General features: G+C 65.1%; 24 protein-coding genes. 9 read left to right on the forward strand and 15 right to left on the reverse strand.

From position 1 onward, the window contains the following. Positions 1–26: 26 nt before the first annotated feature. Positions 27–1,238: a threonine ammonia-lyase gene (ilvA, locus tag ACSFDB_RS08110; RefSeq protein ID WP_440770495.1), complete on the reverse strand. Its 1,212-nt coding sequence runs from the start codon at positions 1,236–1,238 to the stop codon at positions 27–29. A 252-nt stretch (positions 1,239–1,490) separates the two neighbouring features. Beyond that, positions 1,491–1,898, reverse strand: a complete 408-nt coding sequence (locus ACSFDB_RS08115; RefSeq protein ID WP_440770496.1) for a gamma-glutamylcyclotransferase family protein — start codon at positions 1,896–1,898, stop codon at positions 1,491–1,493. 174 nt (positions 1,899–2,072) lie between these two features. Here ACSFDB_RS08115 and ACSFDB_RS08120 point away from each other — a divergent pair, with 174 nt between their 5' ends. Next, entirely contained in the window at positions 2,073–3,143 is a 1,071-nt protein-coding gene (locus tag ACSFDB_RS08120; protein ID WP_440770497.1) for a DUF7490 domain-containing protein, read from the forward strand. Further along, positions 3,140–3,502: a DUF8060 family membrane protein gene (locus ACSFDB_RS08125; protein ID WP_440770498.1), complete on the forward strand. Its 363-nt coding sequence runs from the start codon at positions 3,140–3,142 to the stop codon at positions 3,500–3,502. Before ACSFDB_RS08120 ends, ACSFDB_RS08125 begins: the two co-directional genes overlap by 4 nt. Before the next feature lie 86 nt (positions 3,503–3,588). Here the strand turns inward: ACSFDB_RS08125 and citZ are convergent, their stop codons facing one another. The 5 genes from citZ to ACSFDB_RS08150 all read right to left on the reverse strand — a co-directional run bounded on the left by citZ (position 3,589) and on the right by ACSFDB_RS08150 (position 10,417). Further along, positions 3,589–4,737, reverse strand: a complete 1,149-nt coding sequence (citZ, locus tag ACSFDB_RS08130; RefSeq protein ID WP_440770499.1) for a citrate synthase — start codon at positions 4,735–4,737, stop codon at positions 3,589–3,591. Between the two features lie 304 nt (positions 4,738–5,041). Next, positions 5,042–5,695, reverse strand: a complete 654-nt coding sequence (locus ACSFDB_RS08135) for a helix-turn-helix domain-containing protein (RefSeq protein ID WP_440770500.1) — start codon at positions 5,693–5,695, stop codon at positions 5,042–5,044. 118 nt (positions 5,696–5,813) lie between these two features. Continuing rightward, positions 5,814–7,103: a Coenzyme F420 hydrogenase/dehydrogenase, beta subunit C-terminal domain gene (locus ACSFDB_RS08140; protein ID WP_440770501.1), complete on the reverse strand. Its 1,290-nt coding sequence runs from the start codon at positions 7,101–7,103 to the stop codon at positions 5,814–5,816. Beyond that, on the reverse strand, positions 7,104–9,509 hold the full coding sequence (locus ACSFDB_RS08145; RefSeq protein ID WP_440770502.1) for a rhodanese-like domain-containing protein: 2,406 nt from the start codon (positions 9,507–9,509) through the stop codon (positions 7,104–7,106). A 545-nt stretch (positions 9,510–10,054) separates the two neighbouring features. Then, complete coding sequence (locus ACSFDB_RS08150) at positions 10,055–10,417, reverse strand: cell division protein SepF (protein ID WP_440770503.1); 363 nt, start codon at positions 10,415–10,417, stop codon at positions 10,055–10,057. Positions 10,418–10,592: 175 nt separating this feature from the next. Between ACSFDB_RS08150 and ACSFDB_RS08155 the strand changes: the two genes are divergently transcribed. Further along, positions 10,593–11,357, forward strand: a complete 765-nt coding sequence (locus ACSFDB_RS08155; RefSeq protein WP_440770504.1) for a DUF1028 domain-containing protein — start codon at positions 10,593–10,595, stop codon at positions 11,355–11,357. Positions 11,358–11,739: 382 nt separating this feature from the next. Here ACSFDB_RS08155 and ACSFDB_RS08160 read toward each other — a convergent pair whose 3' ends face one another. After that, on the reverse strand, positions 11,740–12,219 hold the full coding sequence (locus ACSFDB_RS08160) for an RNA-binding protein (protein WP_440770505.1): 480 nt from the start codon (positions 12,217–12,219) through the stop codon (positions 11,740–11,742). 250 nt (positions 12,220–12,469) lie between these two features. Between ACSFDB_RS08160 and ACSFDB_RS08165 the strand changes: the two genes are divergently transcribed. The 3 genes from ACSFDB_RS08165 to ACSFDB_RS08175 all read left to right on the forward strand — a co-directional run bounded on the left by ACSFDB_RS08165 (position 12,470) and on the right by ACSFDB_RS08175 (position 15,112). Beyond that, a complete protein-coding gene (locus ACSFDB_RS08165) occupies positions 12,470–13,090 on the forward strand; it encodes a TMEM175 family protein (protein ID WP_440770506.1) in 621 nt (206 codons plus the stop codon). Between the two features lie 112 nt (positions 13,091–13,202). Continuing rightward, positions 13,203–14,636, forward strand: a complete 1,434-nt coding sequence (locus ACSFDB_RS08170; protein WP_440770507.1) for a metallophosphoesterase — start codon at positions 13,203–13,205, stop codon at positions 14,634–14,636. A 182-nt stretch (positions 14,637–14,818) separates the two neighbouring features. Next, on the forward strand, positions 14,819–15,112 hold the full coding sequence (locus ACSFDB_RS08175; RefSeq protein WP_440770508.1) for a DUF7562 family protein: 294 nt from the start codon (positions 14,819–14,821) through the stop codon (positions 15,110–15,112). 87 nt (positions 15,113–15,199) lie between these two features. Here the strand turns inward: ACSFDB_RS08175 and ACSFDB_RS08180 are convergent, their stop codons facing one another. Then, on the reverse strand, positions 15,200–17,557 hold the full coding sequence (locus ACSFDB_RS08180) for a histidine kinase N-terminal 7TM domain-containing protein (RefSeq protein ID WP_440770509.1): 2,358 nt from the start codon (positions 17,555–17,557) through the stop codon (positions 15,200–15,202). A gap of 178 nt (positions 17,558–17,735) precedes the next feature. On the opposite strand from ACSFDB_RS08180, the gene ACSFDB_RS08185 reads away from it, so the two are divergent. Beyond that, positions 17,736–19,040, forward strand: a complete 1,305-nt coding sequence (locus ACSFDB_RS08185; RefSeq protein WP_440770510.1) for an RNB domain-containing ribonuclease — start codon at positions 17,736–17,738, stop codon at positions 19,038–19,040. A 16-nt stretch (positions 19,041–19,056) separates the two neighbouring features. On the opposite strand, the gene ACSFDB_RS08190 is transcribed toward ACSFDB_RS08185, so the two are convergent. From ACSFDB_RS08190 to rtcA, 5 genes are all read right to left on the reverse strand, one after another. Further along, complete coding sequence (locus ACSFDB_RS08190) at positions 19,057–19,584, reverse strand: GNAT family N-acetyltransferase (protein ID WP_440770511.1); 528 nt, start codon at positions 19,582–19,584, stop codon at positions 19,057–19,059. A 60-nt stretch (positions 19,585–19,644) separates the two neighbouring features. Further along, positions 19,645–20,190, reverse strand: coding sequence for a GNAT family N-acetyltransferase (locus tag ACSFDB_RS08195; protein ID WP_440770512.1), 546 nt, complete (start codon positions 20,188–20,190; stop codon positions 19,645–19,647). Positions 20,191–20,496: 306 nt separating this feature from the next. Next, complete coding sequence (locus tag ACSFDB_RS08200; RefSeq protein ID WP_440770513.1) at positions 20,497–21,006, reverse strand: Hsp20/alpha crystallin family protein; 510 nt, start codon at positions 21,004–21,006, stop codon at positions 20,497–20,499. Between the two features lie 272 nt (positions 21,007–21,278). After that, positions 21,279–22,232: a bifunctional 2-dehydro-3-deoxygluconokinase/2-dehydro-3-deoxygalactonokinase gene (kdgK1, locus tag ACSFDB_RS08205; RefSeq protein ID WP_440770514.1), complete on the reverse strand. Its 954-nt coding sequence runs from the start codon at positions 22,230–22,232 to the stop codon at positions 21,279–21,281. Positions 22,233–22,359: 127 nt separating this feature from the next. Beyond that, positions 22,360–23,481 (reverse strand): RNA 3'-terminal phosphate cyclase, encoded by a 1,122-nt coding sequence (gene rtcA, locus ACSFDB_RS08210; protein ID WP_440770515.1) that lies wholly within the window; start codon positions 23,479–23,481, stop codon positions 22,360–22,362. On the opposite strand from rtcA, the gene ACSFDB_RS08215 reads away from it, so the two are divergent. Together ACSFDB_RS08215 and ACSFDB_RS08220 are read left to right on the forward strand one after the other, a co-directional pair. Beyond that, entirely contained in the window at positions 23,480–23,644 is a 165-nt protein-coding gene (locus ACSFDB_RS08215) for a hypothetical protein (protein ID WP_440770516.1), read from the forward strand. The two genes, rtcA and ACSFDB_RS08215, sit on opposite strands and share 2 nt — an antisense overlap. A gap of 78 nt (positions 23,645–23,722) precedes the next feature. Next, positions 23,723–23,953: a hypothetical protein gene (locus tag ACSFDB_RS08220; RefSeq protein WP_440770517.1), complete on the forward strand. Its 231-nt coding sequence runs from the start codon at positions 23,723–23,725 to the stop codon at positions 23,951–23,953. Positions 23,954–24,007: 54 nt separating this feature from the next. On the opposite strand, the gene mutL is transcribed toward ACSFDB_RS08220, so the two are convergent. Continuing rightward, the gene (mutL, locus tag ACSFDB_RS08225) at positions 24,008–26,272 is read right to left on the reverse strand and encodes a DNA mismatch repair endonuclease MutL (RefSeq protein WP_440770518.1); all 2,265 of its coding nucleotides are present in this window, start codon (positions 26,270–26,272) and stop codon (positions 24,008–24,010) included. Between the last annotated feature and the right edge of the window lie 67 nt (positions 26,273–26,339).

Genomic DNA, 26,339 nt, shown 5'->3' on the forward strand with positions numbered 1-26,339 from the left:
CGCTGGTTCCCTTCGAGTGACACGATCTAAGCCAAAATGTCGACCTCGTACCCCGCGTCTCGCAGCGCGGCGAGGAAAGCGTCGACGTGGTCGGGACCGCGCATCTCGAGTTCGATCTCGACTTCCGTATCGCTCATTTCGACGTCCCGGGAGGTGCGGTCGTGGTGGATCGCGTAGATGTTCGCGCGGTGGGCGGTGAAGATCTCGAGGAGGTCCTCGAGCGCGCCGGGGCGATCCTTTAGCACGGTTCGGATCTTCAGGTAGCGGCCGGTCTCGACGAGCCCGCGGACGACGACGTTGGTCAGCGTGTTGAGGTCGATGTTCCCCCCACAGAGCGCGGGGACGATGATCTCGTCCTCGTCGTAGTCGAACGCCTCGAAAAGGACGGCAGCCAGCGGCACCGCACCCGCGCCCTCGACGAGGGTCTTCGAGCGCTCGAGCAGGTAGACCAGCGCCACGGCGATCTCGGGGTCCGAGACGGTGACGACCTCGTCGACGTACTGCTGAATGTGCGGGAACGTCCGCTCGCCGACGCTGCGGGTCGCGATCCCGTCCGCGATGGTGTCGACGCCGTCGAGCGCGATTCGTTCGCCCTTCTCGAGCGAGGCGGCGGCGCTCGAGGCCCCGTCGGCCTGGACGCCGATCACGCGCGTGTCGGGTTTCTGTTCCTTGATCGCGGTCGCGATGCCGCTGATGAGGCCGCCGCCGCCGATGGGGACGACGACGGTCTCGACGTCGGGGCAATCCTCTAAGATCTCGAGCCCGATGGTGCCCTGTCCGGCCATGATGTCCTCGTCGTCGAAGGCGTGGACGTAGGTACGACCTTCCTCGCGTTCGATCTCGTGTGCGCGCTCGGCGGCCTCGTTGTAGTCTCGACCCGAGAGGACGATCTCCGCGCCGTAGTTCTTCGTCGCCTTAACCTTCGAGATCGGCGCGTGTTCGGGCATGACGATCTTCGCGTCGACGCCCGACCGCGTGGCCGCGAGCGCAACCCCCTGTGCGTGGTTGCCCGCGCTCGCGGTGACGACGCCGGCGTCTTTCTGTTCTTCCGAGAGCGTCGCGATCCGGTTGGTCGCTCCGCGGATCTTGAACGCGCCGGTCCGCTGGAAGTTCTCCAATTTCAGCCGAACGTCGGCACCAGTCATCGACGAATAGGTGTGTGAGTGCTCGAGCGGCGTGTGTCTGGACGTTTCGCGGACCCGCTCGTGTGCGTCGAGAATATCGGAAAGTTCGAGCATACGCTCGACTACTCGGCGTGTGTTGTAAGACTGTCGGGGATCGGTCGGCCGGTCGAACCAGCCTCGCGTCGATCCCGACACGAATGTGTTGCCGTACTGGCAACACGACAGGGAATACAGGGAATGCACGGCGTGTGACGTGCGAGTAAAGAAGAGAACGCAGTGCATATAAAGCTCATGGCTCCGCAGTGAAAGTGAAATCGCCAGACAGAGCGGTGAAAGCGACAGTGTCAGACGTTCGTCTGCCGACCGTCATTCGTGATTTAGTACCACGGTATCTTCTCGCACAATATAGCGTCGAACGGCATCGCCGAACGGACGGTCGTCAGTCCACACGGCGTCGGCCGCGACGCCGAGTTTGTCCGGGTCGCCGACGTAGAGTTGGGTCGACCCGCCGTCCGCTCTGGGTACCGTAACCCGAACGTACAACCCGCGGTCGACGCCCTCGTACCGATCGAGTCGCTCGAGCGCGCGGTCGTCGACCGCGAGCAACTCCCCGTCGACGGTGCCACCCGGGAACAGCGTCGGGTACGCGCCGTCGACACGGTGGAACCCCTCGAGAGTAGCCGGGCCGAGGCTCTCGTACGTCCCGTGGCCGTCGCCGAGGAGCGACTCGACCCGCGCCGGTTCGGTCAGCGTTCCGTAGACGAAGACCTGCACGACCGGACGTACGGGCTCTTTGCCCTTGTTCGTGCCGCTCGGCTCCGCGCTCGAAAGCTATCGCCGAACCCGGAACTGTCGTCCGAACGAATGGAGTACCACGTTCATCGAATCCGATATTGTTCGCTCACTGACCACACAAAGCACTTATACAATTGATCGAAAGCTGCTGTCATGAACCGCGAGTACGTGTTGGCTATCGCCGCGCTCGTGGTCGTGATCGGAGCGCTCTCGACGCTCGCGCTTACCGGCGCGGTGTCCGATCCGGACGGCTCCGAGACGGCTACCGACGTGGAAACCGACGGTGACGTATCGCTAACTGAGATCACGATCAGTTCCGAGCACGTGACCGGCGGAACCGCCACGCTCGCCGTCGACAGCCACCTCGAGCACCGGGGTGATCCGGTCGAGAACGTCACCGTGGTTCATCGCGTGACCGACACGAACAGCGGACTCGTCGAGAACACGACCGAACGCGAGGTGGATACGCTCGGCGGGGACTCGAGTGACAGGGCAGAAACCGTCGTCACGGATTCGGTCGCCGTCCCGCGGGAGAGTAGCTACGAGATCGAGACGTTCGTCTACCGCGACGGCGCGCGACTCGAGTCGGCCAGCCACTCGATCGAGGGCGTCGACGCGTTGACGCCCGCCTACGCCGACACCGACGTCGAGTTCCACCGCTTCGGCGGCGGGAGCTTCGCGGACGTGCCCGCGATCGAGTACGCCATCGAGTCGACGACCGACGATCGGGCCACGCTCGAGGTCGCGAGCTACCTCACCAACACCGGTGACGACGCCGAGGACGACCTCGAACTCGAGGTGAAAGCCCGCCAGTCCGGTTCCGAGGTCGTTGCCGACTCGGCGACCGTCGATCTATCGACGGTCGGCCCCGGCGAGACCGCATCGCCCACGGTCGATCTCGAGGTCCCAACGGAGTACGACTACTACCTCGACGCGGTGCTCTGGCGAGACGGCACTATCGTCGAGACGGACCGCGCCGTCGCCAACCTCGGCGACGGATCGCTCTCGGTCGACGAGACGGACGGCGACGGCGGACTCGAGGTGAGCGAGTTCACCGGCGGCTCCGGCGTCGGAGCGGACGACGCGGACGTCGCAGACGACGGTCACGACGACCGGGACAACGACGATCGCGACCAGGACAACGACGGAACGCCCGGCTTCGGCGCGGCAATCGCCGTCGCCGCGCTGCTCGCGACGATTGCACTCGCACGGAGGTTCCAATGACTGAGACATCAACGAACGCAGAGACGCCGCTCGAGACGGACGCCGAACAGGTGACCGACCAGCCCGACCAGCAGACGGCTGCACGCACGCCGGGCCCCGAATCAACAGCCGATACCGATGCGGTGCTCGATCCGGATTCAGAGCGAATCAAACGATATCTCGCCTGGGGTGCACTCGGCGTCTGTTCGCTGCTCGCCGTCTTCGCGTTGATCCAGTTCTACGGCAGCGCCACTGACGCGATCGATCTCTGGGTCGATCCGAAGTACCAGCCGCTAATGCGCGCCGCGTTCAACCTCGTCGTCCTGCTGGCTTCGCTGATCGGCGTCTCGCTGTTGGTCTCGGAGCTCTCCGAGCGCTAACCGCTCCGTCGACGAGCAACGAGCGATACGACGGCTGGTGACCGGAACACCAAGCGTCAAAAATCGAATCGAACGGCGACGCGTCGTTATCGGTCCTCGAGCGGGACGAACTCCTGATCCTCCGGCCCGGTGTACCGCGAGAGGGGGCGGATGAGTCGGTTATCCTCCTGGTACTCGAGGACGTGGCCGACCCAGCCACCGGCGCGGCTCATGGCGAAGATGGGCGTGTACATGTCGATCGGGATGCCGAGCTGGTAGTAGACGGAGCCGGAGTAGAAGTCGACGTTCGGGGCGATCCCCTTCTCGGCGAGCCCCTGTTCCTCGGAGAGGTACTGCTCGATGGTCGTGGTGTAGTTGTACCACTTGTCGTCGCCCTCGGCCGCGAGTTCCTCGCTGCGCTCCTGGAGGATCTTGGCACGCGGGTCCTTGACGTTGTAGACGCGGTGGCCGAAGCCGGGGATGCGTCGCCCCTCCTCGTTCGCTTGCTCGACCCACGCGCGGTGGTCGAGGTCGCTCTCGTCGATCTCGAAGAGGACTTCCATGACGTCCTGATTCGCACCGCCGTGGAGCGGGCCGGAGAGTGCGCTCACACCGCCGGTCACCGCGCTGTAGATGTCGGCCATCGTCGAACCGATCACCATCGACGTGAACGTGGAGGCGTTCAGGCCGTGGTCTGCGTGCAAGATGAGCGCCTGATCGAACGTTTCGGCGTGGGTGTCGCTCGGCTCCTCGCCGGTCAACATGTAGAGGAAGTTCGCGGCGAGTCCCAGGTCAGGGTGGGGATCGACCGGCTCCTCGTCCAGCCGATAGCGCTCGAACGCCGCGAGCGCGGTCGGGATCTTGGCCGTGATGCGACGACCCTTTCGGAGCGTCGCCTCGAGATCCTCTGGTTCGGCGTCGTCTTCGGGCTCGGACGCCGAGAACATCGAGACCGCAGTCCGGAGTGCGGCCATCGGCTGCTCGTCGGCGGCGGCGAGTCGCTTCATCGTCTCGAGGACGTCCTCGGAGACGTCGCGCTCCTCGTCGAGCGCCGCGGTGAACTCCTCGAGTTCGTCCGCGTTCGGGAGGTGACCGTGCCAGAGGAGATAGACGACTTCCTCGTAACTCGCTCCGCGGGCGAGATCCTCGATCGGGTACCCTCGATAGATCAGTCGACCTTCGTCACCGTCAATCGAGCTGAGTCCGGACTCTGCAACAAGGACTCCCTCCAGCCCTTTCTTGAGATCGTCAGCCATAGTGGAGATTCCGCACCCTGATGGAAAAGTATTGTCGTTTGTCTGCTGTCGGGCTCGTTCGACGACTGTTTGTGCGTTAATTAGTGTTCGGAAGATTGCCAGTAGCGGGTCGACGATCGAAAAGTCGACGTTCGTAACCGATACCGTTATTTTTGTTGATTATTCCTTCGGAATAGGTACCGAAACCGTTGAACCCGATTCTCGGGACCACACACCTGCCCCTCTCGAAGACTCACCAATCGCAAGACCAAGACGGCTCGTGATCGGTAGACCCCAGCCAATCGGTCCCGGAAATCAGCGTCGGTCACTCCTCGAGGAGCGCGTCGAGAAGCTTCGTCTGTGCGGCCGCCAGATGCTCGGTAAACGTCGACCGAGCGATACCGAGTTCCTCGGCGACGTCCGTCGCGTTCGCCCCCTTCGGGTACTCGAAATAGCCGAGTTCGTGGGCCGTCTCGAGGATCTCTCGCTGGCGCGTCGTGAGCAGGTCTCGATCGACGATCACCCGGTCCGAGGAGTCGTCCTCGTGGTCCTGCGTGAGTTCCTCGACGAGGACGCCGTCGAACCGGGCGCGGAGGCTGTCGACGATGTCGGCGATCTCCTCGAGTTCGAGGGTTCGGAACGTCAACAGCAGTGCCCCGTTCTGGGCCCGGACCGACGAGAGCGGCGTGCCGGTGCGTTCGATGACCTCACACGCGCAGTCGGCGGTCGACTCGCGTTCGAATCGGTAGATCTCCTCTCGGTCGTTGGCCTGGACGGGCGTCAGTTCGGTCCGCGAACTCGCCTCTGTCGTCTCGACGGACGAGCCGGCCGCAACGCCGAACTCCTCGACGACCGACCCGTCGGTCGCGGCTCGGGAGCGCGTGACGCTCGTGATCGGATCGTCGGTGGTCGCTGAAACGTCCGCGATCGGACAGTCCGCGGGCTCCTGGACGACGACCGTTGCTCGGAATCCAGTCATGCGAACGAGTTACACTCCGCACGTAATAACCCGACACCGGAATTCCCGCCGGGTGAAAACAACGTCCGGACAGGGGAGCTAACCGGCGGTCGATACCGAATTTCGGCCGCGCACCGGGTCAGCACCACTCCTCGTACTGGTGAACTCGAGCCGGATTCAGCGGTTTCGGCTCGCGATCCGTGCCGTCGTACGCCTCGCGGTGTTGCTCGTACGTGATCCCGATCGCGCCGTCCGGATCGTACGCTCGCGGCAAGATCCCCTCCGCGCGACGGCGGTTCCAGCCGGCCAGGTTCTCGAGCGCCTCCGGACGGTCGATTTCGGCGAACTCGAGGCCGTCGACGGCCCGTTCCCAGGCGTCCCGCCCGGTCTCGGTTCGAACGACGACCGTCGTCTCATCGACGTCGGACCGTCGGTCCGACGAGGATCGACTCGCTTCGCTCGTCTCACCAACCTCGGAGCCGACGTTCCCGGCGCTGATGTCGGCCGCACCGCCGACGAAGTCCGCACACTCGTCGCAGCCGCGCAGCCCCGCGGCGTCGAAGGCATCGACGTCGGTCTCGAGCAGAATCTTACCCGTATCGTCGTAGGCGTAGCACACGCCGTCGGTAACGTCGAGTTTGTCGACGGCGGCTGGGTCGACGTCGAACGACTCGAGCCGGGAGACCAGCCGCTCGTATTCGAAGCTGCGCGTACACATCAGCGCGATCGTGAGCGCGATCGGCGCTGCGGGCTCGTGACCGTAACGATCGAGCGCGGTCGCCCCCTGAATCGTACAGGGCGTGCCGACCAGCGCGAGGTCGGGATCGTCAACCGCAAGCTCGGCGTCGGCGAGCAGGTCATCGATCTGACCCAGCCCCATCGTCTGGTTGTAGATGCTGCCGCCCGCCTCGAGCAGGTCCTCGCGCGAGGTCGCGAGGAATGCCTCGCCGCGTAGCGGGTCCTCGTTGCTCTCGCGGGCCACGATAGCCCCATCGAGATCACCGGCTTCGAGCAACTCGGCCAGCAGCGCCGTCACGGCGCCGCCGTCCTGTCCGGCCCGGGCGGTCTCGTCGGTGCCTCGAGCGGCGTAGGTTCGGGGCTCCTCGAGCGTGCGTTCGTCTTCCTGCAGTCCGAGGAGCCGTTCGTACCGTAGGCCGCTACGAGGACAGAAGTCCCAGCAGCGTGAACAGCCTGTGCACATCCGGACCAGTGTGGGTCGCCGTTCTTCCTCGTCGATGCCGATCGAGTCGGAGGGACAGGCCGCGACACACGAGGCACACTGGATACAGCGCTCGGCCTCGATGACGGCCTCGTCTAAGTCGCGGAACCAGATCTTGCCGGGGGCTTCCGCGACGTCGTCGTTCCGTTCGCGCGGGTCGCCGCCGACGCCCTTGCGTGCGGGAATTCGTGGTTGGTTCGATCCGGACATTTAGCGCACCTCCGTCCCGATTTCGCGGGCGTCTCTCGCCGGTCGATCCGCGACGAGTTCGCGCAGATCCGCGTTCGACGTGCGCCGCGTCCATGCCGCGAACGACTCGTCGCCGTCGCGGTCGGCATCGTAGGCGAGCATCGTCCGCTCGATCACGGCCGGCACCTCGTCGATCGGGAGCTTGCCGACGAGCCAGTCGACGAACTCGTCCTCGCCCAGATCGCCGCCGAGTCCCAGATCGGCCGCGCGTCCGGAGTCGAAATCGTCGCGGTACACCTCGCCGCGAAGCCCGAAGTCGGCGACCTGCGGCTGGGCACACGAGGCCGAACAGCCGGAGATGTGAACCCGGATCACGTCGTGGTCGTCCGCAACGTCGCTCTTCTCGGCCCAGTCGTCGAGTTCGCGCGCCCAGCGAATCGCCCGGTTCTTCGTCTCGACGATGCCGTACGTACAGAACTCCCGGCCCGTACAGGTCACGATACCGCGGGTGAACGGGCCGGGGTCGGGACTGTACCGTTCGACGACGGGGTGCTCGAGGAACGTCTCGAGTACGTCGTCCGCGAGGTGGGGCACGAGGACGTTCTGATTCGGCGTGAGGCGAAGTTCGCCGTCAGCGAGGTCGTCGGCCAGTCGTGCGAGGGTGTGGAACTCGTCACCGCCCATCCGGCCCGTCGGCACGTTCAGCCCGACGTAGTTCCGGCCGTCGTCCTGGTCGTGGACGCCGACGTGGTCGCCCCGGTACTCCGTCGTCAGCGACTCGTCCGCGGGTTCGAACGCGAAGTCGGCGTACGACTCGAGTTCCGCGCGGAACCGCTCCGTTCCCCACTCCTCGACGAGGTACCGCAGGCGGTTGACCGCGGTGTCGAGGTAGCTGCCGTGGTCCATGTAGAGATCCGCGAGCGCCTCGACGAGGTCGCCGACCTGATCGGGTTCGACGAAGCACTCGAGGTCGGTGGCGACGCGGGGGCCGTCCGAGAGGCCGCCGCCCGCCCGGACGGCGAATCCGTCGCGGCCGTCCTTGACTGCCGGGGTGAAACCGAGGTCCTGAATCTGGGCGCGGGCGCAGTTCTCGTGGCAGCCGGCGACGCTGATCTTGAACTTTCGCGGGAGGTTGGCGTAGCGGTGATCCCCGAGGAACCGCTCGCTGACCCGTTCGACGGTCGGGCGGATGTCGACGGTTTCGTTCGGGTCGATGCCCGCCGCGGGACAGCCGACGACGTTCCGCACCGAGTTGCCACAGGCCTGCATCGTCTCGAGGCCGACGGCCTCGTAGCGACGCCAGATCTCGTCGACATCCGATATCCGAATCCAGTGCATCTGGATATCTTGCCGGGTCGTCACGTCGAGATAGCCGTCGCCGAAGACGGGGTTCTGATCGGGACCGCCGTACTCCTCGGGGGCGCGAGCGAACTCGTCGGCCACCTCGCCGATCACGCGAGCCTGCTCGGCCGAAAGGATCCCGCCAGGAGCCCGCGTCCGGAGCATGAAGTACCCCGCCTGCTTCTGGTGGTAGAGGCCGATCAGTTTCAGGCGATTGAGCACCTCCTCGCCCAATTCTTCGACCATCGCGTCGAACCCGCCCGCGTCGGCGTACGCGCGGACCTGCGCCTTGAGCGCGACGGGATCCCACTCGGGCGCTTCCGCGCGCACCCAGTCGGTCAGGCTCCCCTCGTAGAACGCGACGTCCTCGTAGCCGAGGTGGCGGAGCACGACGTAGGTGTGACTGAGCCGTCGCGCAGTGTTGCAGTAGAGGATGACCCGATCGTCCGGCTCGATTCCCCGGTCGGCGAGCAGTGTCTCGAGTTCCGCCTCGGGCTTCAGCCGACCGGAGTCGTCCTCGAGCAGATCCTCCCACCCCAGTTGGACGGCACCCGGGATGTGTGACTGGTCGTACTCCGCGGGGGTTCGGGTGTCGAGGACGACCGCGTCTCCTTCGACCGCCGTCTCGACGCCAGCGCGGTCGACGAGCGGAGCGCTGTCCTGCAGTTCGGCGTCGTACGTCGCGGGCTCGCAGACGGGAACGGCCGACTCCAGTTCGGTGTCGGTCTCGGCGAGCCACGACCCGAGGCCGCCCTCGAGCAGGTAGCACCGTCCCTCGTGGCCGTAGACGCTGACAGTGAGCAGGAGCCGAGCCGCGTTTACGCCGCGCTCGTCGTCGAGAGCCACGATGGGGTCGGTCGGACTGATTCCAGCCTCGCTCATCAGTTCGGCAACGGTTTCCGCACCGGGGAGCATTCCCGCCGCGACGCTGCTCGGGTCGCGGAACGCGTCGGCCGGAACGTTGACCGCCCCTGGGACGTGGCCCAGCTCCTCGTAATCGCGTTCCTCGCGGACGTCGACGACCGTCACCGACTCGCGGTGGGCCTCGAGCCACGACGGCGAAACGACGCGCGGTGATTCGCTCACGACCGATCGCGCCTCCAGCCTCGATCGACCGAATTCATATCAGTAAAGACAGAATGGTTTCGAACGGTGGTCGAGGGCCGCTGAGTGGCCCGAATCGAGCGGTGTTTGTAGCCAGCAGATGCGCCGTGAGATGGTCGGTTACTCATGCTGTACCGGGCAGTAAACGCGTTATCCCCTTTCAACTACGCCTCCGGGTAAACCGTACCGCGACTCCGTGACGACGGCAGCGACCCCCAGCCACTCGTGACAGTTTCAGTACCCGTTGTATGCACGGCCTTTATCCGCCGCTCGAGGCGATATCAGCCGGTGCGGTATCCGAGCTCAGGAATCACGGTTTTTGTCGTTCGTCACCGTATCCAGCAACATAATCCGGGTGTTTTTGCCCCATCTCAGCCTCGTGTCACGAGTGCTGATCTCGTATCGCCAGCGGTGAGACTCGAAGGGGTCGTTCCGACCGCTCAGGGAGAAGATTTTCTGCGACACGTGCTGGCAGACCCTGCCGCAGCGCTCGAGTCGAGGCGTCCGTAGAATCGAACGGCCGCCGTTCAGGCCCGCTGGCCCAGCTTTTCGCGGCTGATTCGGACGCCGGTCGGCGTGATGATCATCTGATCGTCACCCTTCCGGACGATGTCGCCGTCGACCTCCTGGGCGACCTGCCGGAGTTCGTCGACGATGTGTTCGACCGTGCTGTCGTTGGTTCGCAGACGCGTGATGTCCGCGATAACGATGTCGCCGTCGTAGACGGTATCCTTGATGTCGATGGCGTCGGCCTGGCCGCTGACTTCGGCGATGTGTACCTGCATCGCTGCGTCGGCCGAGTCCGCCGATACATCGTCGAGATTCAGTTCGACGTAATCCTCGGCCGCTCGGGAACCGCCGCCGCCGAGAATTTTGCTCATAAGTCCCATTGGCGTAACCCACCGCCGCCGCCAGTATAGTTCTTACGTCAGACGTGGTCTCGAGTGAACGGCAAATCAGCGAGTGCCGGACCGAAGCGACCGGCAGACACGGGTTCGTAGCAGTCGGTCGTGCACTGCTCAACGGACGGGAGATTTTTCGTCCGTTGAGACCAACCGTCGACCGATGACCTTCAGCATCTGCGTCCGCGAGACGTACGAGACCGACGACGGCGACTCACACCAGCGATTTGGCGTCGCCGTCACGACGCGGTTGCCCGGCGTCGGCACCCTCTGTCCGTTCGTCAGCGAACACGGCGCGATCGCGACCCAGAGCCTCGTCAACGTCGAGCTGGGCGAACGCGGACTCGAGTACCTCGAGGACGGCCTCGCGGTCGACGATGCGCTCGAGGCCCTACTCAACGCCGACGACGGCGCGCCACAGCGCCAGCTCCACGGCGTCGATAGCGAGGGCACCTTCGCCTTCTCCGGCGAAGAGTGCGTCGACTGGTTCGGCCACGAAGAGCGCGATCACTTCACGGTCGCTGGGAACATGCTGACCGGGGAGGACGTCCTCGAGGCGACGGCGGCGAGCTACGAAGCCAACGCCGTCTACGAGACGACGGATCGGTCGACCGGACCCGGTGCCGTCGTGGCGGACGCCGAAACCGAGCCGCTCGCGAAGCGGTTGATCGACGCGCTCGCCGCGGGCGACCTCGAGGGCGGCGACAAACGCGAGGGGCTGGCGGTTCAGAGCGCCGCTGTGGTCGTCGATTCGACGGAATCCCACGAGTGGGAGCCGCCGTACAACGACCTGCGAGTCGACGCAACCGAGACCCCGATCGCGGACCTGCGCGAGACCTACGACCTCGCGATGACCGGCTACGAGGACACCCTCGAGCGCTACAGCGATGTCTTCGAGGCGGATTCGCTGGCCGAAGCCGAGGAGTGAACGATTGCTTGAGTCGGGGTATCGATCCCGTATTACCGAACGGTTCGTGACCTGCCGACTTCGCCACGTGCGGCGGCGCGCGCTGTGTCGCGGCGAGCGGCGAGCGAGACGTGACACACAATTCGTGCGAGGGATGAGCGAGTGAGCGGGGTGCGGCGCTTTGCGCCGCGGAAAGGCGAACGGTCGACGACCGTGAGCCAGCGAACGAGTGAATCGGCTGGGGAGGACGTGGAGATCACTGCCGCCAGCGTGAGCAGACTGTTCAGCACTGAACTCGGTATAGAAACAGAATTAACACGTTCGAAGTCAGAATACGTCGTACCTGACGCGGCTTCGAGCGTCGATGAACCGACGACTCCGCGAAGAAATCCGTGACCGATGGCTAGCCGCTGAACTCGTAGAGATCGTCGCCGACGTGGTGCAGCGAGTCGATGACCTTCCCCTCGCTGCCGACCATATCCGAGCCCGCGACTCGAGCCCGACCGACGGCCAGTACCTTCCCGTGGGACTCCTCGGCGATGACGACCAGATCGTCGGGTTCGATGTCGTCCGTGGCCTCCGTAATCCCCGGCCGCATTACGTCCGCGCCGTCGCTGACGAACGAGATGGCGCCGGAATCGACCGTCACCAGCTGCTTCGCGGGCTCGTAAGCGTTGGCCCCTCGAACCGTCAGAAACGGCTCGTCGTCGAAGTAGGCGACCTGCGGTTCGCCGTCGATGAGGACGACCTCCCAGTCGGTCTCCTCGAACTCGACGCGTTCGTAGGCGTCACCGTCGGGCGAGACGCCGAGTTGCTCCTCGAGCGTGGTCTCTACGTCCGAGACGGCGTCACTCCGGAGGTGGTGTCGGGACTTAACCTGCATACTCGCCCTTCCGCCCGTGTGCATTTAATAGGTTAGATTCTGCGTCACGCGCCCCAACTTCTGGGTCACGTGCCGAATGAAGATTTGAGTGATTTCGAGCGGGCTGCGACCACCGACCGGCTGTCAACCGCCAACCGACTGTCGATCGGCAGCGAACCCGAGCCCTCGCGTCTGAGACTCCGCCGCGATCGACCCCTCACTACGAGCGAAGCGGGACAGCATATTCGTCGCCTCGAGTAGACATCCACGTATGGTACGGACGCTCGGGGGCCCGGACACGGATCGAATGGAGGCGCTGAGCGACGGCGTGTTTGCCATCGTGCTCACGTTGCTGGTGTTACAGTTCGAAGTGCCGGACGTCTCCGCCTCGGAGCTACCGGCCGCGGTGGCCGACCAGGAGACGCTGTTGGTCAGCTACCTCCTGAGTTTCGTCGTCGTCGGCCTCTACTGGATCATCCACCACAACCTCTTTCGGTACATCGAGGCCCACGATCGGATCCTGCTGTGGCTGAACCTGCTGTTTCTGCTCTCGATCTCGTTTCTCCCGTATCCGACGGAGCTGATGGGCGTCTACGGGACGCAGTTCGCCTGGACACTGTACGCGCTCAACTTCGTCCTCGTCGGCGTGCTCCTCACCGCGGTCTGGACGTACGCTGCTCGAGCCGACTTTACGGCCGGCGAAATTAGCGACGCCGCCGCCCGCCTGATCACGATTCGAGGGCTGATCTCGCCGGCCGTCTTCGTTCTCTCGATCGTCGTCGCCACCGTAAACCTCTCGGCGGCGTACTTCGTCCCGATACTGATTATTCCGGCCCAGATGGTCTGGACTCGGTACTATCAAGGGGAGATCGGCGACTCGGACGGGGAGTAGACGGAATCGGAGCGGGCGAGACGGCTCCCGACGATCGAGCGATTTCTGTCGATCGGTGGGAGCGGGCAAACCACTATCCCTCCGCGGCTGGTAGCTCGCCAGAGCACGATCGATGGCCACCGAGTACGTCTTTATCAGCGACCTCCATATGGGCGGCGACGAGCAGCTCACGACGCTCGATTTCGAGGCCGAACTCCTCGAGTTTCTCGCGGATCTCGAAGCTCGCGGCGGCGACGTCGAACTGATCATCAACGGCGACGCCTTCGGGCTGTGGGAGTACGCCGAAGTGACGGGGCCGGCGAAACTCGAGCGCGTGATCGAGGACCATCCGCGGGTGTTCGACCAACTTCGGGCGACCGGCGAGGTGATCGATATCACGCTCATTCCGGGCAACCACGACTACGATCTGGCCTGCTACCCCGAACACGCCGAGCGACTCGCGGCGTTCAACGTCGCGCTCGAGCCCGAAATCGCGATCACTCGCGAGGTCGACGTCGATGGGGTCGACGAGACCCCGAAAATCTGGATCGAACACGGCCAACAACACGACGCGAACAACCGGCTGCCCGACTGGGGCAACCCCGACGCGCTTCCGGTCGGCTACTTCGTCGTCCAGCGGATCGTCGATACGGCCGGTCGGTACTCGAACCGAGCCAGCGGCGACTGGCTGCGCGACATCCAGTCGGTCACCCCAATGGAGGAGATCCCGCGCTGGCTCCTCTCGAACTACTTCTACCGGGAGATGAGCCCGTACCTGCGGGCGATCGTCGTCCCGCTGCTGTTGTTCTTCAACATCACGCTGCTCTACCTGTTCGGAACCATCCTCGAGGTCACGGGAATCCTCCCGGCACGGCTGTTCACCGACAATCCTCTCGTCCACGCGCTCGGCATCGCCGGCACCGTTCTCGAGATCATCGTCACGATCAACCTCGTCATCATCGCCGTCCTCCTGTTGCTCGCGGTCCCGCTGTGGTTTTTCAGACGCGATCTCGAACACACGCTCGAGCGCTTCGGCGTCGCGCTCTCGGGCGTTCAAGTCGGACAGGGCGACGAGCCGTTCCTGCACGCGGCCCGGGAAACGCTCGAGGCGAACCCCGACGTCTGCGTCTACGTCTACGGCCACACGCATCGGGCATCGCTCACGCAGTGGGGCGACCGGGTCGTCGTCAACACGGGCACCTGGCTGAAGAAACTCCAGCACGTCGAGACGCGATTCTCGCGGCTGCCAGGGATCTACGTCCCCTCGTTCCGGCTAAACTACGTCCGGATCTTCGCCGACGGGGATCGGGTCGTCATCGAGTACGAGGAGGTTGAGACTGACCAACCGCGGGACCTCACCCGCTTTCAGCGACTGATCGCGCGTCGTCCGCCGCCGAAAGAACCGATTCCGGCACGAACGGTGATCGATCCGGACGGACCGTTCGAGATGCCCGACACGGACGCCGCGCTCGAGGAAGGACCCGAGCGGAAACCGGCGTCCGACGGTGGCGACGGCGACGCTCGCACGACCGACGGCGATCGGCCGAACGGTACGGGCCGACCGTGATTCACTGTACCCAACCTACCGTACCCGACCGGCCGAAACGTGCGACGAGAACGACTTACCAAATCGATCGAGAACCGACCGCTGGAGAACTTCCGCTTCGGGAGATTGATCGACCACCCGGACAGTCCGCTCGTGGAGGTCGTGTGAGAATTGCTAAGTAATAGCACGATATTGGGAGACATATGTGGCCCTCCCGGACCCACACGGAGGCGGTGACGTGTCTCGCCTGTGGCGAACAGGTCCCCCGGTCGAAGGCGCGCGAATACGACAAACACGGCGATCGCTGGGACCGCGACGACAAGTCGTTCGAACACCTCTGTAAATCCTGTCACGACGACCTCTGTCACTATCCGCGGGACGAACTCGAGGCGTTGCTGATCGAACTCGAAGCGGGCGAAACGACACGGGAGCGCTTTCTCTCGAGCTATCTCGAGACCGTCGAGGAGCGATACGGAACGCTCGAGGAGGGGTATTGAATCGCTCCGGGACGGACACTTCCAGCGAAGCGACTCCGCTATCCCGCCCGCAGTCGAGCAGGTCGACGGCTCTCGAGGAGACGCTCCTCACGCGTCATCGACGGCGGACGGATCCCGAGTCCCTGTAGCTGTTCGAGACGTGTCCGCAGTGTCGAACTCGAACCGAGCGCCCCCGTCAACGCTCTCCGTAATCCGAAGCGTCCAGCCGTGGCCGTCGACGATCTCGTCGACGATCGCGAGCCCGAACCCGGTTCCGGACGGCGACGACGTCTCGCCGTACTCGAGGACGCGCTCGCGGTCGTCGGCCGGAATGCCCGGCCCGTCGTCTTCGACGAAGAACCCGTCAGGAGTGGTTCCGATCCGCACGTGGACGGTCTCGGAACCGTGCTCTGCGCTGTCGTCGGCCTGCGACCGACTGGTCGTGGGGCTGTGCTCTACACTGTTCTGACGAGCCTGCGAGTCAGAGCTTGTGGAGCTATGCTCCACACTGTCCTGCTGAACCCTTGAAGCAGGGCTCGTGGAGCTGTGCTCCACACTGTCCTGTTGAACCCTTGAAGCAGGGCTCGTGGAGCTGTGCTCCACACTGTCCTGTTGAACCCTTGAAGCAGGGCTCGTGGAGCTGTGCTCCACGCTATTCCGAAACAGGTTCTCGAGCAGCCGAACCAGTCGGTCTTCGTCGGCGACGATCGGCCGCTCGCTCGCGACCGAACGGGTCGCTTCGCCGGTGTCGACGGTCGCCCACGCGCGGTCGACGACGCGGACGAGGTCGACCGGCTCGGTGTCGTCGATCGGTCGCCCCTCTCGAGCCAGACGAAGGACGTCCTCGATAATCGATTCCATTCGGTCGTGAGCGAGTGCGATATCGTCGTGATGCGCGCAATCGACGTCGTCGCTGGCCAGTTCGAGGTAGCCCTGAGCGACGTTCAGCGGATTACGCAGGTCGTGGCTGACGACGTCCGCGAACCGCTCGAGTTGCTCGTTCGAGCGACGGATCTCGCGTTCGCGTTGCTTGCGGTCAGTGATATCCCGCGTGTTCAACACGACCCCCTCCACGAACGGATCCTCGAGCAGGTTGCTCCCGATCGTCTCGACGTCTCGCCAGTTGCCGTCGGCGGTTCGGAGCCGATACTCCGCCCGATCAACGGAGATATTCGCATCGAGTCCGTTCCGAAACTGCTCGACGAGTTGCGCTCGGTCGTCCGGATGCACCAACTCGAACGCCGACCGGCCGACCAGTTCCGAGGGTTCGAACCCCAGCACGGTCGTACAGGAGGGACTCTGGTAGCGGATGATCCCGCGGTCGTCGACCATCGTGATGAGGTCGGAGGCGTTCTCGATGAAGGACTGATACCGCTGTTCGACGGCGTGTTGTCGGGTGACATCGCGGAGGAGGACTAACCGAATCTCGTCCGCGCTCGAGAGTCGCTGGACCTGGACGTCGAAGAATCGGCGGCCGTCGTCGCCGTCGACGACGATTTCGACCTGGTCCGTCGACGCCCCGTCGCGGACGACCGGTGCGATATCGGGGACGAGCACAGTCACGTCCCGGCCGACGATGGAGGGTGGTGCGTCGCCGGCAACGCTCCGTCGAGCGGCTGCGTTGGCGTCTCGAATACGGCCGGCCTCGTCGATCACGAGAAAGCCGTCGCGCATGTCTTCGACGACGGCGGTGCGGGCGACGGGAGCGATATCCAGCAGGTGGTGGCGATAGATCGCGACGGCCAACACGACTCCGGAGACGGTGAACGCGACGGGCGTCAGATCGAGGTTCCCTGCCGGACCCAGACCGAGCGCCCACGCGATATTGGGACCGAACGGAACGAGAATCGCGATCAGGACGGCGACGGACTGCAGGCGGTAGACGCGTTGTGATTCGTACACCGTTTTGAGCAAGAACCCCGCGGCGACGATGACGAGTCCGTACATGAACAGCAGGGTGACGATCGCCGCCGGTTCCAGCGTTCGATCCAGAACAACAAAGCCGTCGACGACGGTGGTGCCGATTGGACGTTCGTACAGGTTTCGGTACTGAGTCGCGTGCAGGACGAACCCCACTGCGGGGACGAACGTTATCGCGAGAAGGGTCCGCCGGGTGAGCCACCGTTCGTGATCCGAGTACGCGACGGCAAAGGCGAACACCGAGACCACCACGAGAATAGAGCTAACGAAGGCGACGCTCAACCAGAGCCGTTTCGTCGACAGCTCGACGCTCAGCAACTGCAGCGCGTACGCTCCGGACCAGAGCGCACAGCCGGCGTTCAGACCGACGAACGCCCGGACGCTCGGTTCGTCCATCGTGTCCGACCGTGCCACCACGGTGTAGACGGCCAACGCACCGGAGATGGCCATCGCCAGAAACAGCACGCCGATATACGGGAGGAGATGGGGAGGATACTGCCAGGACATGTCGTCGGATTCGTCCCCGTCTTTCGCCCGAATCCCCATACCCGTTCTGGCTGACTCGCGGCCGGTCGCAGTCGTTCGTCAGGGCGACAATCGTTCGTCAGGGCGACCGAACGATCGCCTCTTCGGCGTTTCTCGGCCACGAACGCCGGTCGAGTCGGTCACGCAAGACCGTTCCCATCCCGACACGACTTTCACCCTTTCGTCCGTACCCCACCGTATGAGTGACGACGCACAGGCCGAAGCCGGCACGGCCGAAGGGCAGGGCCCCATCGAGATTAGCGACGACCTGGCACGCCATCTGGAGAACAAACGCGAGGAACTCTTCGAGAAACTCGAGATCCGCGACGAGTTTCCCTCGGCGGTGCTCGAGGAAGCCGAGGAGCGAACCGTTGACGTCCACTCCGAAATCGCCGACGAGGTCGAGGAACGTAAAGACCTCCGAGAGCTGACGACGTGGACGACGGACCCCATCGACGCCCAGGACTTCGACGACGCCATCTCGATCGAGGAGCGAGACGACGAGTACGTCCTCTGGGTCCACATCGCCGACGTGACCCACTACGTCAACCCCGAGACGGCGATGTGGGACGAGGCCGTCGAGCGCGGGAACACGGTCTACCTGCCGGGCTACACGATCCACATGCTGCCGCCCGTCCTCGCCGAGACCGTCTGCTCGCTGGTCCCCAACGAGGACCGACTGGCCCACACCGTCGAGATGCACCTCGACAAGGAGACCCTCTCCTACGACAATATCGAGATCTACAAGTCCGTCATCGAGTCCGACGAACGGCTGACCTACTCGCAGGCCGAGAACCGACTCGAGGATCCCGACGCCCCCCTCCACGAGGAGAACAAACTGGTCCACGAGGTCGCCGATCGGATGCACGAGATCCGCAAGGAGGACGGCTCGCTCGTCCTCAATCCCGCCCGCGACCGCGCCCACACCATCATCGAAGAGTGCATGCTGAAGGCCAACAAGGCCGTCACGCACGAACTGATGTGGAATCGCGGCGTCGAAGCGATGTACCGCGTCCACCCACAGCCCAGTCCCGACGAGTGGTCGAAGGCCCTGCAGGAGATTCAGGACTTGGACGGCGTCTCGATCCCGGGCAGCACCTGGGACGATCCACGAAAGGCGGTCAACGCGACGCTCGAGGACGCCCCGGGTCGCCAACTCGACAAGATCCAGTGGGCCGTGATGAAGGTGATGCCCCGCGCGAAGTACATGAACGATCCGTTCGGCGGCCACCACGCCCTGAACTTCGAGATCTACGGCCACTTCACCAGTCCGATCCGCCGTCTCTCGGACCTGATCAACCACTGGATCGTCTACCAGAACGACGTGCCGGAGAACCTGATCGAACTCTGCGACCGCGCCAGCGACAAGCAGAAAGACGCCGAGCAGGCCGAACGCGAGTACAAGACCTTCCTGCAGGAGGTCGGTCTCGACCCGACGGCGGTCAACAACCGCGGGATCGAAGTCGTCGACGACGACGAAGCGGAGAAGACGCTAGAACACTGACCGAGAGACCACCACTTCAAAGCGATTTTTCGTAGACGCACTCCTCGAGTCCGTCCCCGAGATCCGTCGGCCGCGTTTCGATCCTGTCGAAGCCGGTCGACTCGTAGAACGAGACGCCGACCTCGTTCGCCGCGAAGACGGTCAGCCGGAGTCGGGCACACGACGGCCGCAGGTCGGCTTCGACCCGCTCGAGCAGTGCTGATCCGGCCCCGCTGCCCCACACGTCCGGCCGCGCGTACAGTCGGATCAGGGTGGCGACCGCACCGTCGTCCGGACGAACCCCTGCGTGGGCGAAGCCGCCGATCTCGTCCGGAGTCGACCGCTCGGACGCCCCTTCGACGGCGAGCAGGAACGTCACGTCGTCGCGCTCGGTAGCCGCGGCGATCGACGCCTCGAGGTCGTCGACCGCGTACCAGTCGTCGACGATCTCGTCGGCCGTCTCCGGACCGAGGAAGTCGTCGTACGCCGCGTGCCAGCTCTCGCGAGCGATTTCGTGGACGATCGGTGTCGCATCCGGCGTCGCCTGGCGGACGGTCCAGTCCATACACCGAACTACGAGTGATCGAACAAAAACACAAGTGGCTCTCCTCTCGAGTTGACAGTTTCAGATCCCCTTCTCGTAGACGTACTCCTCTAACCCCGCCGCCAGACCGGTCTCGCGGGTCCCGACCCGCTCGAACCCTCGAGACTCGCAGAACGAGACGCCGACATCGTTGTCCGCGAGCACGGAAAGGCGAATTCGGTCGAACGACGACTCGAGGTCGGCCTCGAGTCGCTCGAGGAGTCGGGTTCCCGCACCGGAGCCCCAGCGCTCGGGACGGACGTAGAGCCGGACCAGATAGCCGACGTCGGCGTTCTCCGGCCACGGGACGACGTGGGCAAAGCCCAGGCAGTCGCGCTCGAAGTCGGAGTCGGTCTCCGACTCGCAGTCGGCTGGCGTCGGTTCGACGACGATGAAGGCGGCGTCGTCGCGGTCGGTCGCGTCGGTAATCGACGACTCGAGGTCGCCGATCGCGTACCAGTCGTCGACGACGTCGTCGACCGTCTCCGAGCCGATGATCTCGTCGTAGGCGGCGTGCCAGCTCTCGCGGGCCGTCTCGTGGACGGCCCAGACGTCGTCGACGGTCGCCTGCCGAACGACTCGAGTCACGTGTACTGCTACCACGCCGATAGGGAAAAGTACGCGGCCAGCCGGTGATTGGTTGTACGGGTTCTGATACGTATCTCGAGTCATCCTCGAAACAGTGACGCTAAACGGACGAAGACCGTGTCAAAGCCGAAATAGTTCTCGATAGCGTAGGTCTGGTAACTGAAACGTTCGGTTGAGCGTCGAACGGAAGTCGTGGTCGACGATAGCTGACTACTCGTACTCAAAAACGGGATACGGGCCACAAAGCATGACAAAGGCCCGGAACGAGATGATTCGGTCAGGTGAGTATCGGGATCCCCTCGCGAATCACTCGATCTCGATGTGGTGTCCGTCGTCTTCGTGGTCGCCTTCGACGGGGAGAGCCACCTCGAGGACACCGTTGTGGTAGCTCGCAGTGATCTCGTCGGCGATGATCGTCTTGGGAATAGGGACCCGCCGGCCGACACGGCGAGAGCGAACGGATCGATAGGCGTCGGAGCCCGCTTCGACGTCGGTGTGGGCCTGAATCGACAGCACACCGTCGTCGAAGGTCAGGTCGATGTCGTCCTTTTCGAAGCCCGGGAGGTCCATCACGTAGACGTAGCCCTCGTCCGTTTCCTCGAGCGTCGCCGCGGCGTCGGTCCCGAAGGTCGATTCGACACCCCACTCGCCGTCGACTACGGGCTCGTCGGCGGACTCGAGTGTGGGCCGTTCGGCGGTGTCGAGTTCGGGACCGAATCCGGGTGCCTGAAACTCACGCATCCACGTCGAGCGAAGTTGGTCGAAGCTGCGGTCCATCTCGCGGAACAGGCGGTTCATATCGTCGAAGGATCTCATGAATGATCGACACAGTATAGGTCACGTTTAATAATAAAGATTCCTGGATAGAAGATAGCACGTGTCTCAGCACCGGTATCGCCCGATCCGAGTGTTGGTTCCAGAGATCGTACGGTGAGATGATACAGCTTTACAACACGGCTACAACCGGCGTGCGAGCCGCGTGAAACGGCACGTCGAGGACCCAGATGACGTTATCGGGCTATTCGAGTCGCGAAAGCAGCGAACACGGCGACGAGCGACGCGTCGACGACGGCCGACCGAGCCGGCCGTTACCGCGACAGCGCCGTTCCGCCGTCCTTGACGACGGCGTCGACCTCGTCCTTGGAGAGCAGCGCCACGTCGCCGGGGATCGTGCGCTTGATCGCTGCCGTCGCCGCGGCGTACTCGAGGGCCGTGGGGACGTCCTCGCCGTGGAGGCGGCGGGCGATGAACGCGCCGGTGAAGGCGTCGCCGGTGCCGATGGGGGAGACGGTGTCGGTCTCGTAGGCCTCCTGATCGTGGACCACGCTGTCATGCCAGCCGATCGCCCCTTCCGAGCCGCGAGTGACGATGACGGTGGTGAAGTCGTACTGCGAGCCGAGTTTGTGCGCGAGTTGGCGCGGATCGCCCTCGAAGCCGAGGACGGTCCGGGCGTCGCGAGCGGCGATCACGAGAACGTCGATTCCCGGGAACAATCGCGTCAGCGTCTCGCGAGCCTCGTCGGGCGACCAGAGCTTGTTCCGGTAGTTGAAGTCGAAGGCGGTCGTCGTCCCACCCTGTCGAGCCGCCTTGAGCATGTTCGCCGTCGTCTCGCGCAGCGTCGAGGAGAGCGCAGGCGTGATTCCCGTCGTAAAGAAGACGCGAGCGTTCTGGATCTGCTCGATGTCGAACTCTCGAGCCTCCGCCGTCGAGATGGCGGTGTTCTCGCGGTCGTAGATTACGTTCGTCCCGCGGGGGTCACCAGCCTGCTCGAGGTAGTACGTTCCCTGCCGGCCGCGGTGACTCCAGACGACGTCGGTCTCGATCCCGTGTCGCCGGATCTCCCCGACGACGCGCCGTCCGAGCGGCGTCTCCGGGACCTTCGACAGCCAGGTCGCCGTCGCGCCCAGTCGGTCCGCCGCGATGGCGACGTTGCTCTCCGCACCGCCCGCGTGAACCTCGAACTCGGTCGCGCTCTCGAGTCGCTCGCCGTCGGGCGGCGACAGTCGGAGCATCGTCTCACCGAACGTAACGATATCGCTCACGGCTCGGCCCCCCAGACCGGACCACGTCTGTGTTCGTCGACCATGCGCGGACCAACGAACGGCGCTGTCATAAGTTGTGGCGTTCTGTTGGACGCCTGTTACGCCGGCGGCGGGCCGTCGCCGAGCGTTATAGATCGGTCGTCGAGTCGACGGAGATGAGGGCCGATCCGTCGGTCTCTGCGCGTTCGTCGTCATCGCACACGATATCGACCGTCGCGCCGAACGCGGCGAGCAACTCGCAACTCGAAGCGACGTGGTCGGTCACCGCGGGCACCCGAACGCGGCCGCCCTCGAGCGCGAGGGAGACGAGCAGCTGGTCGGCCAGGTGGCGGTCGACTGGGGCCGTCCGAGGACCTGATTCCCCGAGGAACCGGTTCAAACAATCTGCAGCGTCCTCGCCAACTCGCTCGGCTGGCTTCCCTCGTTCACCGAGGGCGGCAAAGCCGGCGACGCCGCTCCCGTGATCGAGTCGGAGCACGATTGCCGTGCCGGGAGACGGGCTCGCGACCGTCGTTTCCCGGCGCTCGAGGACCTCGAGTCCGAATTCGTCGAGCGACAGCCGCTCGAGGGCGCCTTCGGCCTGCCGAAACGCCACGTCGCGATCGGCGAGCGACGCCGACTCGGTGGAGTAGAGCCGAACGCCCTCGAGGTCCCCGCGTTCGGTGAGGTCGACCGGATCGAGGCTCGAAGGGGCGAGCTGTAGGGTCACCCGCCCGCCGCCGTCGGGATAAAACCCGCGACGGTCGACCTCGTAGGCTGCGGTGAGTCCGAGTCGGCGGAGAAGCGGGAGTTTGACGTAACGCGAGTAGTCCAGCGGCGGCGAGAACGGCACGTCGGTGCCGCCCGTGACCGTCACCGAGAGCTGGGAGTCGAGCACCGTCGCGAGCGGCAGCAAACTGTCGAACAGCAGCGTTGCGCTCCCCGCCGTACCGATATCGACCTCGTACTCGCCGCCCGAGAGACGGCCCGGCCCTCGACCGTGCCAGTCGGTCGCTCCGTCGGTCGACTCGAGACCGGGATCGAACGCGACCGTCTCCGCGCCGAGTTCGGCGCCCGACACGTCGGCCTCGCAGAGTTCGGCCATCGTCTCGAGAACTGCCAGATGCTGGTGGCGGAGGCCGGGCGTCGATCGGTCGCCGCGAACGTTGTCGATGCGAACGGGCTCGTTCGCGAGCACGGACAGCGTGAGCGCGGTCCGGACGAACTGTCCGCCCGCGTTCGCGCCGTCGAGTTCGCGTACAGTGGGCATGGGTGAGGGTTCGTCCTCGAGTCTCCTACCGGTGGCGATGCCGATCGGTGCGCTGTTCGGGGGCGTTCGCAGCGCCGTCGGCAAGATCCTGCGGAGCGCTTACGAACCGTCCCTACCGGCCGTCGAGGGACGTGCCATCGGACTCGAACCACTCCGCGGATGACCGTAAAACCGCTACCGGGAGTCGTTGTCGTCTGTTGCAGGCTGGCACGTTAGGCTGAGTGGGTGCCAACGGGCGTTTATGAGCCAACTCGGCGACCGACTCCTCATCCTCCTCATCGCTGCCACCGGGTTCGCCGTGCTCATCGCCGGCTGGGCTGGTGGCCTCGTCGAAGCGGAAGCACCGATCGGATGGGAGTTCGCCCTGATGGGCGGGCTTTTTCTCCTGTTGATACTCGTCCTGATCGGGTTCTGGATGGAGTTCAGTCTGATCGACCGCGATCGAGAGCAGAATCAGGACCGACCGAACTGACCGAACCGCACTGTCGGTCGCTCGAGGTCGACACCGACGCCGATCGAAGGCGTCTCACCCCTGATGGCCCGGATAATCCCGCTCGAACCGGTCCTCGATCTCGCGGGCGTCGAACTGCACGATCACCGGCCGTCCGTGCGGGCAGGCGTACGGATTCTCGCAATCGTCTAACGCCGCGAGCAAGTCGACCACCGAGCCCTCCGTCAACGAGGTGTTCCCCGTGATCGACGGATAGCAGGCCAGATCGCCGAGGAACTCGTCGGCCAGCGCGTCGACCGTCTCCGCGCCCGACTCGCGGTCGCCCTCGAGGAACGACGCCAGCACGTCCCGGATGCGCTCGGGCTCGAGCGTCTCCTCTAACACCGCCGGAACGGTCGTCACGGCCACCGTCCGGTCGTCGGTCCGATCCGCGTAGAACCCCAGCCGCGAGAGGGCCTCGCGGTAGTTCTCGAATGCCTCGGCCTCGACGGCGGTCAACTCGAGTTCGACGGGCGACGCGAGCGCCTGCGCCGCGGGGTCGTCCGCGAACGCCCGCTGCAGGCGTTCGTAGTTCACCCGCTCGTCGGCGGCGTGCTGGTCGATCAGGGCGAGTCCGTCTCCCGTCTCGCAGACGAGATAGGTGTCGTCGAGCTGGCCGAGGACGCGCAGCGCGGGCAGCGAGTCGAACGCGGTTTCGTCGCCGGTCGCGGGCTCGCCCGTGAGCGTGCGCTGTTCGGTCGCGGCGGCGAACTTGCGCGAAGGATCGGGGTCCGGACTCGAGGTAGGGGTTGTCGTTGACGTCTCGGTGGACACGGCATCGGTCGAATCGACCGCCGCTTCGGACCCGCTCTCCGTTGCACCCGGCCCACTCTCCGTTGCACCCGGCTCGCTCTCTACCGAGTCGGGTTCTGATGGTGCACTGCTCACATCGGACGTCGACGAGCGGGAGGTCGATTCGGCACTCGAGTCGCCAGCAGCGGGCGACGAACTCGACGGAGACATCGAACCTGCGCCTGCAGAATCCCCAGCGGAAGACGAGACGGAGGATCCAGGGCCAGCGGCCGCCGATTCGGCAGACGTGGCGTCCGTCGCGCCGTCGGCAGCCGAACCGTCGGCTGCTGGAGCAGTGGTCGACACCTCCTCGCCAGCTACGCCGTCCGCGGACGACCCGGATTCGCCATCGGTCTTCGGAGTGGCCCCGGTCTCGCTCGCCGTCCGCTGGGTCGTCTCCGCCGAGCCGGGATCGACTCGAGCCTCCGCGGGGGCGGATCGGCCTCGCGGGGCGTGCGACCGGAGCAGTCCGTGTTCGAGCAGCGCCGACTCCACCGCGGCGTCGACCTGCCGGCGGACCGCTTCGTCGTCGTCGAAGCGGACCTCCCGCTTTCGCGGGTGGACGTTCACGTCGACGGCGTCGCCGGGCACCTCGAGGAAGAGGGTGACGAACGGGTAGCGGTCGCCGCCGAGTTGGGTGCCGTAGGCGCCCATGATCCCCTCGCGGATCGCGTCGGCGGTGACCGCCCGGCCGTTGACGTAGGTGGCGAGATACTCCCGACTCGAGCGGTTGGTTTCGGGATGGGAGACGAGCCCGCTGACGGACTCGAGCGGACCGGGCGGGAGGTCGTCACTCTCGGCCTCGAGGGGAATCATCGCGCTCGCGACCTCGCGGCCGTAGACGGCCATCACGGCGGCCTGCAGGTCGCCCTGGCCCGTCGTCGCGAACACCTCGCGACCGTCGTGGGTCAGGGAGACAGCGACGTCCGGGTTGGCGAGGGCGTAGCGCGTGACGATACGGTTGACGTGGGCGAACTCCGTCGCCATGGTCTTCAGGAACTTCCGGCGTGCGGGGGTGTTGTAGAAGAGGTCCGTGACCTCGACGATCGTTCCTGCCGGGCAACCGGTCGGCTCGACGGCCGTCACCTCGCCGCCCTCGTAGACGAGTTTCGTGCCGGCGCCGCCGGCCGCGTCTCCGTCTCGCGGGCGTGATTGGATCGTCACTCGCGAGACCGAACCGATCGTGTGCAGCGCCTCGCCCCGGAAGCCAAGGGTGGCGACGCCGGACTCTAAATCCTCGAGGCCGTCGATCTTGCTCGTCGTGTGCTCGCGGACGGCCGCACGGACGTCGGCCTCGCGCATTCCGTGGCCGTCGTCGGCGACCCGGATCAGTTCGGTGCCGCCCTCCTCGACGGTGACGTCGACGGTGTCCGCGTCGGCGTCTAAGCTGTTCTCGAGGAGCTCCTTCACCGCGCTGGCGGGGCGTTCGACGACCTCGCCGGCGGCGATGCGGGCGACGGTGTTCTCGTCTAACTGGCGGATGTCGGTGTCCGGTGGTGTCTCTGTCATGGCTCGAGCGCTGGGTGAGTGGCGGTGTCCGTGGCCGGTCTCAGTCGCTGTCCTCGCTCGAGACCGA

Source organism: Natronorubrum amylolyticum, from assembly GCF_052040145.1.
Lineage (GTDB): Archaea > Halobacteriota > Halobacteria > Halobacteriales > Natrialbaceae > Natronorubrum.